The organism is Nonomuraea sp. NPDC003201, from assembly GCF_053590415.1.
Genome location: NZ_JBSFTC010000059.1, coordinates 1 through 12,858, shown reverse-complemented (window position 1 = coordinate 12,858; position 12,858 = coordinate 1). Strand labels below are relative to the sequence as shown.

9 protein-coding genes and 1 pseudogene are annotated in these 12,858 nt (G+C 71.1%); 6 read left to right on the top strand and 4 right to left on the bottom strand.

The features are described from left to right. Window positions 1-38 precede the first annotated feature (38 nt). Window positions 39-959: a LysR family transcriptional regulator gene (locus ACWDX9_RS22155; protein ID WP_449956882.1), complete on the bottom strand. Its 921-nt coding sequence runs from the start codon at window positions 957-959 to the stop codon at window positions 39-41. 187 nt (window positions 960-1,146) lie between these two features. On the opposite strand from ACWDX9_RS22155, the gene ACWDX9_RS22150 reads away from it, so the two are divergent. Together ACWDX9_RS22150 and ACWDX9_RS22145 are read left to right on the top strand one after the other, a co-directional pair. Then, window positions 1,147-1,854, top strand: coding sequence for an SDR family NAD(P)-dependent oxidoreductase (locus tag ACWDX9_RS22150; RefSeq protein WP_449956880.1), 708 nt, complete (start codon window positions 1,147-1,149; stop codon window positions 1,852-1,854). 52 nt (window positions 1,855-1,906) lie between these two features. Then, window positions 1,907-3,202 carry a YbfB/YjiJ family MFS transporter gene (locus ACWDX9_RS22145; protein WP_449956878.1) on the top strand — a complete coding sequence of 432 codons (1,296 nt, stop codon included), beginning with the start codon at window positions 1,907-1,909 and terminating at the stop codon, window positions 3,200-3,202. A gap of 18 nt (window positions 3,203-3,220) precedes the next feature. Here ACWDX9_RS22145 and sigJ read toward each other — a convergent pair. Continuing rightward, window positions 3,221-4,072 (bottom strand): annotated as a pseudogene (gene sigJ / locus ACWDX9_RS22140) (RNA polymerase sigma factor SigJ); the annotation flags it as partial. Window positions 4,073-4,311: 239 nt separating this feature from the next. On the opposite strand from sigJ, the gene ACWDX9_RS22135 reads away from it, so the two are divergent. The 4 genes from ACWDX9_RS22135 (at window position 4,312) to ACWDX9_RS22120 (ending at window position 11,198) form a co-directional block, all read left to right on the top strand. Then, a complete protein-coding gene (locus tag ACWDX9_RS22135) occupies window positions 4,312-8,277 on the top strand; it encodes a metallophosphoesterase (protein ID WP_449956876.1) in 3,966 nt (1,321 codons plus the stop codon). Between the two features lie 66 nt (window positions 8,278-8,343). Further along, complete coding sequence (locus ACWDX9_RS22130; RefSeq protein ID WP_449956874.1) at window positions 8,344-9,477, top strand: HupE/UreJ family protein; 1,134 nt, start codon at window positions 8,344-8,346, stop codon at window positions 9,475-9,477. Between the two features lie 104 nt (window positions 9,478-9,581). Further along, window positions 9,582-9,929, top strand: a complete 348-nt coding sequence (locus tag ACWDX9_RS22125; RefSeq protein ID WP_363980945.1) for a DUF1330 domain-containing protein — start codon at window positions 9,582-9,584, stop codon at window positions 9,927-9,929. A gap of 75 nt (window positions 9,930-10,004) precedes the next feature. After that, window positions 10,005-11,198, top strand: a complete 1,194-nt coding sequence (locus tag ACWDX9_RS22120) for an esterase-like activity of phytase family protein (RefSeq protein WP_449956871.1) — start codon at window positions 10,005-10,007, stop codon at window positions 11,196-11,198. A gap of 38 nt (window positions 11,199-11,236) precedes the next feature. On the opposite strand, the gene ACWDX9_RS22115 is transcribed toward ACWDX9_RS22120, so the two are convergent. Further along, window positions 11,237-12,481, bottom strand: a complete 1,245-nt coding sequence (locus tag ACWDX9_RS22115; protein ID WP_449956868.1) for an ROK family protein — start codon at window positions 12,479-12,481, stop codon at window positions 11,237-11,239. Next, a partial coding sequence (locus tag ACWDX9_RS22110) for a DUF6807 family protein (protein WP_449956866.1) occupies window positions 12,478-12,858 on the bottom strand: 381 nt, incomplete at its 5' end. The genes ACWDX9_RS22115 and ACWDX9_RS22110, both read right to left, overlap by 4 nt.

Genomic DNA, 12,858 nt, shown 5'->3' with positions numbered 1-12,858 from the left:
TCACCAGGCCTACCGGAGCCACGCCGACCGGCACCGCGTCATCCGGTGGTGCGGAACGGGTCGTCGGCCGGTAGCCAGGCCGTGTCGGCGGCCAGGCCGAGCCCGCCGACGTCCCCGGTCAGCGCCTCGACGGCGGCCCGTACGGCCTTGCGGGTCTCGTCGCGCCGGCACACCAGGGCCCAGGTCCAGTACGGCGCCGGATCGACCACCGGGCGCTGGACGAGGTCCGGCGGCACCGGTGCGGTCTGGCCCTTCGGCGAGTTGACGACGGGCCGGCGGAGCCGCCGTACGTGGTCGAAGAAGGCGGGCCCGGTGATGCCGCCGTCGTCGATGCGCACGACGCGGGCACCGGTGTCGCGGGCGAACTCCTCGGCATAGCGGTTCCACGAGTCCCAGGTGGCGGTGTCGGAGTCCACCAGCACCGACGTGTCCTTGGCCGGGACCGCGGACGTGCCGGTGCCCGTGGAGATCGAGAAGAGCCGGTCGGCGCCGATCAGCCGGGCCTCCAGGGCATGGGCGGCCAGGTCGTCGGCCCGCACCCAGCAGATGGCCAGGTCGATGCTGCCGTCGGCGACGCGTCCCGCCTGGGTGTGCGACGGCATGACCCACGCGTCGACGTGCAGCTGAGCGACGCCGGACACGCGGGCGGTCAGGTCGGGCGGGCGCCAGCTCACGTAGCCGAGCCGGACCGGCTCGGTGGCGGCCATGCCGGCCGCGGAGCGGCGCAGCTCGTCGGCCTGGTCGAGCAGCGCCCTGACCTGGGGGAGCAGCGCCTGCCCCGAGGGGGTGAGCGCGACCGAACGGCGGTCCCGGTCGAACAGGCGTACGCCCAGGTCCCGCTCCAGGGCCTTGATCTGCTGGGAGAGCGACGGGCCGGCGATGCGCAGCCGGACCGCGGCACGGCCGAAGTGCAGCTCCTCGGCCACCGCGACGAAATATCGCAGCTGGCGTAGCTCCATCCGCCCAGGGTAGTGCGCTGGGAGGCACAGCCTCACAACAGAGAGTGAACCGGTCGTGGCGGGATCGCGCCCGGCTGACGCAAGCTCGAACCATGACCGCGCGGTGCCGGTCCGCCCCGTTCGCCGGCCGGCCGCGCTGATCGAGGCCCGGGACGTATGGCCTCGATCCTTTTGAGAAGAGAAACCCATGAGCACGCACAAAGTCGCGGTGATCACCGGCGCGTCCCAGGGTATCGGCTCGGGGCTGGTGGCCGCCTACCGCAAGCTCGGCTACGCGGTCGTCGCGAACTCCCGATCGATCGAGCCCTCCGACGACCCGCTGGTGCGGACCATCGCCGGTGACATCGCCGCCCCGTCCGTCGGCGGGCGCGTCATCGAGCAGGCGCTGGAGGCGTACGGCCGGGTCGACACGCTGATCAACAACGCCGGTGTCTTCGTGTCCAAGCCGTTCACCGACTACACCGACGAGGACTACGAGCTGGTGACGAGGGTCAACCTGCGCGGGTTCTTCGAGATCTCCCAGCGGGCCGTCGACGTCATGCTCGCCCAGGGCGGCGGGCACCTGGTCAACATCACGACCAGCCTGGCCGACCAGGCGGACAGCCGCGTGCCGTCCGCGCTGGCGGCGCTGACCAAGGGCGGCCTCAACTCGGTCACCAAGTCGCTGGCCATCGAGTACGCCTCCCGGGGCATCCGGGTCAACGCGGTCGCGCCCGGTGTCATCCGTACGCCGATGCACCCGGCCGAGACCTACGACCTCCTCGCCGGTCTGCACCCCGTGGGCCGGATGGGCGAGATAAGCGACATCGTCGACGCGATCGTCTACCTCGAGACGGCCCCGTTCGTCACCGGCGAGATCCTGCACGTCGACGGCGGCCAGAACGCCGGCCACTGAGTCCCCCGCCACCGGGCGCGTCCGCTCCCGCCGGCCGAACGAAAGGCGAAGTTTGACCTCCGTACGAGAGCACGGCACGGACGGCGGCGAGGCGACCCGGGTGGATCGGCCCTGGCGGATCGTCGGGCAGGGCGCGGCGGCGCTCGCGGCGGGCATGGGTGTCGGCCGGTTCGCCTACACCCCGATCCTGCCGATGATGCACGCGCAGGCCGGGCTGTCCCCGCGGCTGGGGGCGGAGCTGGCCACCGCCAACTACGTCGGGTATCTCCTCGGTGCGGTCGCCGCGATCGTCGCGCCTCGGATCTTCGCCTCCCGGCGGGCGCTGCGCCCGTCCCTGGCGATCCTGGTCGTCACGCTGGCCCTGATGCCGGTCACGCATGTCGGCGCGCTCTGGTCGTCGCTCCGGCTGGTCGCCGGGATCGCGAGCGCGCTGATCTTCGTCATCGCCGCCGACGCCATGCTCACCGGTCTCCGCGGCCACGCGCATCACCTCGTCGGCTGGGCCTTCGGCGGCATCGGCGCGGGGATCGCCCTGTCGGGCGTCGCCGTGCTGGTCCTGCGTACCACCGGCACCTGGCAGCAGGCCTGGTGGACGGCGGCCGCGCTGACCGCCGTGCTCGCGGTCCCGGCCTGGGGCCTGCGCACCGACCCGGCATCCCCGGAGGCACCCCCGCCCGCATCGCAGCCCACGCCGCCACCCGCGTCGCAGCCCGCGTCGCCCGCCCCGTCCAGCGCCCGAGCCGGGTCCGGAGCCGGGTCCGGGCTGCGCTGGTTCGGGGCGCTGCTGGCCGGCTACACCCTCGAAGGGACCGGTTACATCATCGCCGGCACGTTCCTGGTCGCCGCGATCGACCAGACCGCGCCCGGCCGGGCCGGCAGCGGCGCCTGGATCCTGGTCGGGCTCGCCGCGCTGCCCTCAACGGCCCTGTGGGCATGGCTCAGCCACATCTGGTCCCGCCCGGCGCTGGTCCTCGCCGCGCTCGTCGTGCAGGCCGTCGGCATCGCGCTGCCCGCCCTGGCCGGTGGGATCGTCCCCGCCCTGGTCTCGGCCGTCCTGTTCGGCGCCACGTTCCTCGGCGTCGCCACCCTCACCCTGGCCATCGGCTCACACCTGCGGATCCCGCGCGCCGTCGCCATCCTCACCACCGGCTACAGCATCGGACAGATCCTCGGCCCCCTGGTCGTGACCCCGCTCCTGCACCGGGGCTACCACCCGGCGCTGCTCGTCGGCGCCGCCCTCGTCGCGCTGGCCGCCGCCGCGACCGGCGTGCTGCGCCACCGCTTCCCCCATCACCTCGGCCCGCTGCCCCGCCGCGTCCTCGCCGTCCGTCACCAGGGAAGCCCGTGAGGGCCAGGGGACGTGGGTGAGCTTGTCGGGGTTGCTGACGGTGTAGACGTCCTGGATCCGGGAGCCGTCGGGGGTCATGTCCACGACCATGACGGCGTACGGGGCGTTCTTCACGAACAGCACCGCGCAGGGATCGCCGTTGACCTGGCGGTACTGGATGTCCAGCCCGTCGAGGGGCTGGGCGGCGCGGGAGACGAGCACGCGGGAGACGTTGTCGCGGCCGCGGATGGGGCGCGGGCCGCCGGCGTTCGACTTGCCGCCGCCGTCGGCCCACAGCGTCACGTCCGGCGCCAGGAGCTCCATCAGCCCTTCCAGGTCGCCGCCGAAGGCCGCGGCCACGAACCGCTCGGTCACCTGCCGCTGGAGGCCCGGGGCGACCTGGGTACGGGGGCGGCGGGCCTGGACGTGCTCGCGGGCGCGGTGGGCGAGCTGCCGCACCGCGGCGGGGTTGCGGCCGATCATGGCGGCGATCTCGGTGTGGGCGTAGGCGAAGACCTCGTGCAGGATGAACACCGCCCGCTCAAGCGGCGTGAGCGTCTCCAGCACCACCAGCAGCGCGAGCGAGAGCGTGTCGGTCCGTACGGCGTGGTCGGCGGCGTCGGGGGAGGTGACGAGGGGTTCGGGCAGCCAGGGCCCGACGTAGGTCTCGCGGCGCCGGTGCAGCGCGCTCTGGTGGGCGAGCGCCTGGTTCACCGCGACGCGTACGAGGTAGGCGCGCGGATGGTCGATCTCGTCCGGATCCTTGGACGACCACGCCAGCCAGGTCTCCTGCAGCACGTCCTCGGCGTCGGTGACGCTGCCCAGCATGTTGTAGACGATGGAGAACAGCAGTTCGCGATGGGCGGCGAACACCTGGGTGACATCGGACATGACGGGCCCCCTATGCGTGTGACTGCTGCTCTTAGAGCCCCTGAGAGGGCCGTCGTGTGACATCCCAATGTTCCGATACTCGCCCATTGAGACCTATTTGTGACGGATGACCAGAATCACGCAACCGTTTATCGTCCCTTCAGCCCCTCTATGCACAACGTTCACTCTTGCGCTCCAATGTGTCCGCCCGGGAGCATGCCGCTTTATGGGCTCCTTATGCACATAAGAAGGGACTGCCGATGGCAGCACGAAAGTCACTGGGCGGTTTAGGGGGCCGGGCGCGTCTCGCCCTGGCCGCCTCGATCGCGACGCTGCTGGTGAGCAGCTTCGTCACGGCCGCGTACGCCGACCCGGGGGCGGCGGAACAGGACAAGGGCCGGCCCAGCCCCACGCCGACGACCACCGCCGTCCCGAGCCCTCCGACGCTCACCCCCGCCGACGGTTCGTACCTGGAGGGGACGGCCAAGGTCGCGGCGGTCCCGACCGCGGCCGGTGACAGCGTCACGAAGCTCGCGGTCGACGACACCGCGCTCAACGCCACCCGTACGGTGGGCGTCTCCAAGCTCCGCTTCGACGTGGGCTCGAACTCGACGGAGGCGCAGTACCACAGCTACGTGCTCGTCAACGGCGAGTACCGCAGCGAAATCGGCAACTTCGTCAACGAGCGCGCGAGCATCGACATCCCGAACGAGCGCCTCGTCAAGGGAGAGAACACCGTCGAGATCGTCGTAGGCGCGATCCCGTCCTCGTGCGGCACGAACTACGACGACTTCGTGCTGTCCGACGTGGGCCTCGAACTCCTCGGCGAGGTCGCGGACGGCGAGGACAACCCGTACACGCTCTCCTTCGGCGACGGCAGCTGCGGCACCAACACCACGCTGCTCAAGCGCGCCACGCTCAAGTTCTTCGTCCAGGGTGACCCGCAGGGCACCACGGGCCTCGCCGCGGACCTGGACACCGCGACGCTGTCCAACGGCGAGCACACCATCACCGCCACCACCGCGGCCGGCGTGACCGTCAAGAACACCGTGACCGTGAACAACGCCCCGGCCGGGGCGCCGCGCCTGCTGCCGACGGACGGCACGCTCGTGGCGGGCACCAAGCCGGTCTTCGCGAACGTCCCGGCGAACAGCTCGGGCAGCGTCAAGTCCCTCACCGTGGACGGCGAGAAGCCCGTCACGAAGCCCACCCTGGGCAACGGCGCGGCGATGCTCAGCTTCGACGTGGGCGCGGACGGGATCGAGGACAAGTACGACAACTTCCTCCTCGTCAACGGCAAGCGCATCGACCTGGGCGGCACCTGGGCGAGCCGGCGCGTGACCATCGCGGTGCCGGCCAAGTTCCTGGTGCCCGGCGACAACACGATCAAGGTCGTCACCGGCGACGCCAAGGAGACCTGCGGCAACAACCGCGACGACTTCACGATCACGAACCTCGAGCTCACCCTCGACGGCGCCACCGTGACCGGCCAGGACCTCAAGCCGTCGTACGAGATGGGCGACGGCACCTGCGGCAGCAGCCCGACCCTCCTGCGCGAGGCCGAGCTGCGCTACAAGATCGACGCTCCGGCGGTGCCGGTCATCGAGACGCTCGGCTCGGGCCAGGCGACCTTCAGCTTCAACGTCGGCAGCAACTCGATCGAGGCCCGCTACCAGAACTTCCTGCTCGTCAACGGCCAGAAGATCGTGCTCGACGGCGACTTCGTGAGCAAGCGCGTCGACTTCACGATCCCGAACGAGTTCCTGGTGCCCGGCTGGAACACGATCGACTTCGTGGCCGGCACCTTCCCGACCTCGTGCGGTAACAACCGCGACGACTTCGCGATCTCGAACATCGCGCTCACCCCGGCGCAGGGCACGGCGACCGGGCAGCTGCTGAAGACCTCGTACAGCATGGGCGACGGCAACTGCGGCGACAACGTGAACCCGCTGACCGAGATCGACCTCGAGTTCCTGGTGGACGCCCCGGCCCGCGGCCTGCGCGCGGACCTCGACACCACCGCCATCAAGGACGGCAAGCACAAGCTCGCCGCCGAGTCGGCCACCGGCGAGGTCGCCACCCGCACCCTGATCACCGACAACTCGGCGCCGAAGGTCGCCAAGAGCGTCCCGGCCGAGGGTGAGAAGATCACCGCCTCGGTCGTCCTGGACGTCAAGCTGGAGGACGCCTCCGGCGTCGTGTCCGGACCGGACGTCAAGCTCGACGGCCAGCCGATCGAGCTGGGCGCCCAGGTGGGCCCGGGGCTGCGCGCCGGCAAGCACACCCTGGCCGTGACCGGCGCCGACGGGCTCGGCAACACCACGACCCGCGAGGTCGTGTTCGAGTCCGCGGGCATCCCGGACGCGCCGGCCGAGCTGAGCCCGGCGCGGGGGGCCACCGACGTGTCGGACCCCGTCACGCTCTCGGCGAAGGTGGCCGAGCCCGACGGCGGCCAGGTGACGGCCACGTTCAACGAGGCGAAGATCCTCACCCCGGAGCAGGCCTACCAGGGCACGGTCCAGTCTCTCCCGACGACCCTGCGGGTGCCGGGCGAGAAGCGCGTCAAGACCGACGGGCTCGAGCCCGCCGACGGCAAGACGCTGGACGCGCCCTCCGGGCAGGACCTCGTCTACCAGCGGTACGACGTCGAGGTGCAGGGTCACGTGGACTCCCCGGTCCTGCGCTGGGAAGGCGCCATCGACCCCGAGCGCCTGGCGGGGCTGCGGGCGTGGAACACCAAGTCCAAGGCGTGGGACCTGCTGACGAGCGCCCGCGGCGCCGCCGAGGGCAAGACCGTGCTCACGGCCGTCGTCGACGACGACTACATCGACAGGCAGCAGGTCCACGTCATGGTGACGGGTGAGGACCCGTTCGCCGACGACATAGACCCGGGCGACCCGAACGGCTTCGCCGACCCCTCCTCGTACGACTTCTCGATCGTCCACTACACCGACACCCAGTACATCTCCGAGGGTGCGGTGGAGCAGGAGACCCCCGAGGAGCGCGCGGTGTGGGAGTCGGCCTACGCCGGCGTCGTCAACTGGATCAAGGACAACAAGGACCAGCGCAAGATCTCGTACGTCGCGCACACCGGCGACATCATCGAGAACAACATCCGCAAGCCCGCCGACGAGGCCACGCAGCAGCAGGTCGTCGGCGAGATGGAGGTGTCCTCGAAGCAGCAGAAGGTGCTGGACGACGCGGGCATCCCGAACGGCGTGATCGCCGGCAACCACGACAACCAGTCCGGCACCGAGAACGGGCCGGAGGCGATCTACAACAAGTACTACGGTCCCGGCCGGTACCAGGGCGCGTCGCAGGGCTGGCAGCACGCCAAGTACGGCGGGCCGTGGAAGGAAGGCGACAACCAGAACCACTACGACCTGTTCTCCGCGGGCGGGCTCGACTTCGTCGTGGTCGGCCTGTCGTACGGCGTGACGAGGGAGGAGGCCGAGTGGGCCGACTCCGTCTTCAAGAAGTTCCCCAACCGCAACGGCATCCTGCTCTCGCACGACTACCTCGTGCCGAGCACCAACCCGGACGGCCGGGGCGCCGGCTTCTCGGCTCCCGACGGCTCGATGCTGTACAAGACGGTGGTCGAGAAGAACGCCAACGTCTTCCTCATCCTCGCCGGTCACGAGCACGGCGTGGGCACCAACGTGAAGCCGAAGGTGGGCCAGGTCGGCAACGGCGTCGTCGAGCTCCTGGCGGACTACCAGTTCTACACGGTGTCGGCCGACCGTCTCGGGCTGACCGCGATCGGCGGCTACAACCCGCAGGACCAGCTCCAGTTCGGCGCCAGCTTCTTCCGCATGCTGCAGTTCAACGTCAAGCGGGCGGAGCTGAGCGTGGACACCTTCTCCCCGCTGCTCAACGAGTTCGGCGCCAACGAGTACGACCCGCTGCGCCGCTACAACGGGCTCGAGGACAACATGGTGCTGCCGGTCGACCTCACCTCCCGTACGACGACGTTCCAGACCGATTCGCTGGCGATCTACAAGCCCACGCGGGTCATCGGTAAGAGCACGGTCACCTCGGGCCAGGTCGCCTCGGTGACCTGGAAGCGACTCAAGGACGACACGGCCTACGCCTGGTTCGTCACCGCGCGCTCCACCGGCGGCGGCGTGACCGCCTCCGAGCCGAGCGTCTTCGTCACCAAGGACGAGCACGGCCGCCCCGGCACGTGGGGGCCGGACTCGCCCATGTACCACTGGTTCAACCGCTAACTCAATCCCCGCCGCCCCCGGACCCCGGTCCGGGGGCGGCCCTTCATCTACATGGAGAGACGAGACATGCGCCGCATGCGCTGGTTGCCCGCCGTCGTCCTCGCCCTGGTTCTCGGCGGTGTGCTGGCCGACCTGGCGCGTCCCGCCCCGGCGGCGGCGCATGACGCGACCACGACCGCCCACGCCGAGGTGACCGGCTCGGGCCTGAACGTCAAGGCCGTGCTCGACCTCGAGTACGACCTCCTCATGAAGTCGGCCTGGCTCTACGCCGAGGCCTACGACGCGAAGGAGCGGACCGAGCAGCTCCGCCAGCTCAAGATCAACCGCGATGCCGTGACCGACTATGTCACGCGCCGCTTCGCCGTGGCGTACGCCGGCAAGCCGTGCACGCCGGCCCAGGTCGGCGACGCGGACATACGGATGCGCGGCAAGGCGGCCTTCGCCGTGCTCACCTACACCTTCGCCTGCCAGGGCGAGAGCGGGGGGACGCACGAGATCTCCAGCGCGTTGTTCCCCGACGCCGAGAGCTTCGTCCACAGCACGAAGACGATGGTCCGCTACGAGCTCGACGGCGAGACGGGCTCGGCCGTCCTGGAGGGCACGGCGCCGACGGTGAAGGTCGGCGAGCACCAGGCGTCGAGCCAGATAGGAGAGTTCTTCGTGCTCGGCGCCGAGCACCTGCTGTTCGGCCTCGACCACATCTTCTTCCTGCTGGCCCTGGTCATCGGGGCCCGCCGCCTGCGCGACGTCGTCGTCACGGCCTCCGCCTTCACCGTCGCCCACAGCATCACGTTCCTGCTGGCGGCGATGGGGGTCGTGGACGTCCCGGGAGCGATCGTCGAGCCCGTCATCGCGGTGTCGATCATCGTCGTGGCGGTCGCCAACCTCCTGGGCCGCGACGAGGACAAGCTGGGCAAATGGCGGCTGCCGATCGTCTTCGCCTTCGGCCTGATCCACGGGCTGGGCTTCGCGGGCGCGCTGGACATCAAGGAGAGCGGGTCCTGGGGGCTGCTCCTGTCGCTCCTGAGCTTCAACCTCGGGATCGAGGTGACGCAGCTCGTGCTCATCGCCGTGCTCTTCCCGCTGCTGGTGCTGCTGCGCCGCACGTCCGCGGCCCGCTGGGCGGTGGCCGCGATCTCGGTTCCCATCGTGGCGGTCAGCCTGTACTGGTTCTTCGACCGCATCCCGCTGCCGCTCTGACGGTTCCGCCTACCTATGAGGTAATCGACGCCCTTACGTGTGCCCCGGCAGGATGTTCCTCATGAGGCCGCCGGGGCGGCGGCCCGCTGACGAAGGAGCAAGCCATGAGCGCGTACGCCCTCGCCCACCTGCGTCCTGTTGCGGAGCCGCACGAGGAGGTGTTCCAGTACATGGAGCGCATCCAGGCCACCCTGGACCCGTTCGGCGGCAGGTTCGTGGTGCACGGGGCGCCCGTGGAGGTGCGTGAGGGCGAGTGGCCCGGCGGGCTGGTGATCATCGAGTTCCCGTCGATCGAGCAGGCCCGCGAGTGGTACGACTCGCCTGCCTACCAGGAGATCCTGCACCTGCGTGCCGACCACATCCCCGGTGACCTGGTGCTGGTGGACGGCGCGGAGCCGGACCACGACTCGGCGGCGATGGCGGCCGCGATGCGGGCCGCGGCGAACCGCTGAGGTCCCGCCAAAGGTGAACGCGGCATGCACGTTTTGTTAGGAAACGCGTCATTTGCACCCTCTACCGTGCCGGGCATGAAACGCATCTCCCTGGCGGTAGGCGCCGCCGCGCTGGCCGTGGGCATCGCCGCGACCGGCCCCGCGTCCTACGCCACCGCTGCCGCCACGCCGGACGGCGCGGCCCGGGCCACGCTGACCGGGTTCGCCTCGCTCCCCGCGCAGACCTTCGTGCCCGGCAGCGAGCCGTCCGGCTCCCAAATCGGTACGGCTCCGATCAACGGGGTGACCCCGCCCTTCTCCGGCCAGCCGGTCCAGGGGTTCAGCGGCATCGTCCGGCGCGGCGACGGCACGTTCGACGTGCTGTCCGACAACGGGTACGGGAACAAGGCCAACAGCGCCGACTTCCTCCTGCGCGTCCACCGCATCAAGCCGGACTTCCGCGCGGGCACCGTGAACGTGCTCGGCGGGTTCAACCTGTCCGACCCGCAAGGCCGGGTGTCCTGGCCGCTGACCAGGGCCGACCGCAAGCTCACCGGCGCCGACTTCGACGTGGAGTCGATCGTGCGGGCCGATGACGGCACGTACTGGATCGGCGACGAGTTCGGCCCGTTCCTGCTGCACTTCTCCGCGCGGGGCACGCTGCTGGAGGCGCCGATCGAGCTGCCGGGCGTCAAGGCGCCCGAGAACCCCACGCTGAACGGCGCGACCCCCAACCTGGCCGGCAGCAAGGGCTTCGAGGGCATGGCCCGCTCCGCGGACGGGCGGTGGCTGTATCCGCTGCTGGAGGGCACGGTCAACGGTGACCCGGCGGGCACGCTGCGGATGAACGAGTTCGACGTGCGCAAGCGCGCCTACACCGGCAAGCGGTGGACGTACCGGCTGGACAGCCCCGCCAACGCGATCGGCGACGCCATCGCGGTGGACCAGCACCGCTTCCTGATCATCGAGCGGGACAACAACCAGGGCGACGCGGCCGCGCTCAAGCGCGTCTACCTGGCCGACAGCCGCGACCGCGACCACGACGGCGCCATGGACAAGACGCTGGCCGCCGACCTGCTGGACCTGGCCAACCCCAAGGGGCTCGGCGGGTTCGGCGAGACGTTCCGCTTCCCGTTCCAGACCATCGAGGACGTCGTCATCCTGGACGACCGTACGCTCGGGATCCTCAACGACAACAACTTCCCGTTCTCGTCGGGACGCACGCCGGGCCGGCCGGACAACGACGAGTTCATCACCGTTCGCCTGCCCTGGCGCCTGCACGCCCGCTGACGGGCGGAGGTCTTCCCGGCGGCCCGCCGGGAAGGCCCTCAGGCCGAGGTCATGTGGTTTGACTGGCGGGCGAGCCAGGTGGTCGGGTGCCGGCGGATCTGGTCGATGGAGGTCAGCGCGGCGCCGATGACGGCGGCGTCCGGGCCCAGCAGGGCGGGCCGGAGCGTGATGGGCGCCCAGGCGGCGGTCAGCACGCGCCGGTCGATCTCGGCTCTGGCGTTCGCGGTGAGCCAGGACGCCAGCAGGGAGAAGCTGCCGCCCAGCAGCACGGTGTCGATGTCGAGGATGTTGAGCATGTCGGCCAGCGCGATGCCCAGCGCGGTGCTGGCCGCGTCGAGGGCGGCGATGGTGGCGGGGTGGCCCGCCTCGGCCCGGCCGGTGGCGGCGGCGTCGGGGGTGGTGCCGGCCGGCGCGGGCTCGTCGCCGAGGACGGCGGACAGGCTGGCGTACGTCTGCAGGCAGCCGCGCGAGCCGCACGGGCAGGCGTTGCCGTCGGGGTAGACCGTCACGTGCCCGAGTTCGCCGCTCCAGCCCCGGGCGCCGCGCATGAGCTGCCCGTCCAGGACGATGCCGGCGCCGATGCCGAGCCCGCCGGAGACGTACACGAAGCTGTCGAGGGTGTTGTCGCTGGCGTAGAGCTCGCCCAGGGCGGCCAGGTTGGCCTCGTTGTCCACGGTGATCGGCAGATCGAGGGGATGGAGGGCGTCGCGCAGCAACGCCTGGGCGTCGACGTCGCGCCACCCGAGCTCGGGCGCGGACTGCACGATGCCCGCCTGCACGGGGCCGGGGACGGCGAGCGTGGCGGTCAGGACGGTCAGGTCTTCGGCGGCCGTGGCGTCGATGGCCGCCCGGGCCATGTGGGCCAGCCGCCCGAGCACGTCGGGAGCGCTCCAGCCGGAGTACGTCGCGGGGGTGAAGGCCAGATGGCGGACGGTGCCGGTGAGGTCGACCACGCAGGCCGCCAGGCCGTCCGCGCGGATGTCGAGCCCGAGCCCGGCCGGCCCCTTCTCGGACAGCGTCAGGCCGACGCGGGGCCGCCCCGCGCGCCCGTTGTGCGACAGGCCGGCCTCGGTGATGAGCTTGCCGGCCAGGAGCTCCTCGGCGATGCGGGTGATGGTGGGGCGGGTCAGCCCGGTGACCGAGGCGAGCTCGGTGCGGGAGATGGGGCCGTCGGCGGCGAGGATGTGGCGGAAGACCAGCTCGAGGTTGAGGGTGCGCAGGTTTTCCTGCCGTACGGGTTCTTCGGACTGGCGGGGCCTGCTCGGCCGGACGCGCGCGGTCATGCGGCCGACCGGGCGGTGCCGGCGAGCTCGGCGGCCGTGGCGGCGGTGACGGCGCCGTCGATCACCACGGTGACGACGTGCCGGTCGATGCTCTCGCCGGGCGCCAGCACGAGCGGCTCGTCCCAGGCCGGAGACGAGCACACCCCGAGGTAGTCGCGGGCGCGGACGAACCACCTGTCCCGCGCGCCGGCCTCGCCGGCGTGGGTGAAGAGCGTCGTCCAGGGGCGGCCGTCGCGGTCGCGGCCGGTGACGGCCACCCAGTCGGCGGCCTGCCCGTGGACGCGCTGGACGTCGGCGCCGTCCGGGCTGAGCACCTGCGCGGTCATCCAGAAGACGGACGCGGCCACGAACAGCCAGATGTAGGCCTTCATCCGGAT

Excerpts from the sequence above, each read along its gene's own strand:
- ACWDX9_RS22135 (WP_449956876.1), top strand. The coding sequence starts at position 4,312 with ATGGCAGCACGAAAGTCACTGGGCGGTTTAGGGGGCCGGGCGCGTCTC.
- ACWDX9_RS22125 (WP_363980945.1), top strand. The coding sequence starts at position 9,582 with ATGAGCGCGTACGCCCTCGCCCACCTGCGTCCTGTTGCGGAGCCGCAC.
- ACWDX9_RS22130 (WP_449956874.1), top strand. The coding sequence starts at position 8,344 with ATGCGCCGCATGCGCTGGTTGCCCGCCGTCGTCCTCGCCCTGGTTCTC.
- ACWDX9_RS22155 (WP_449956882.1), bottom strand. The coding sequence starts at position 959 with ATGGAGCTACGCCAGCTGCGATATTTCGTCGCGGTGGCCGAGGAGCTG.
- ACWDX9_RS22120 (WP_449956871.1), top strand. The coding sequence starts at position 10,005 with ATGAAACGCATCTCCCTGGCGGTAGGCGCCGCCGCGCTGGCCGTGGGC.
- ACWDX9_RS22150 (WP_449956880.1), top strand. The coding sequence starts at position 1,147 with ATGAGCACGCACAAAGTCGCGGTGATCACCGGCGCGTCCCAGGGTATC.
- ACWDX9_RS22115 (WP_449956868.1), bottom strand. The coding sequence starts at position 12,481 with ATGACCGCGCGCGTCCGGCCGAGCAGGCCCCGCCAGTCCGAAGAACCC.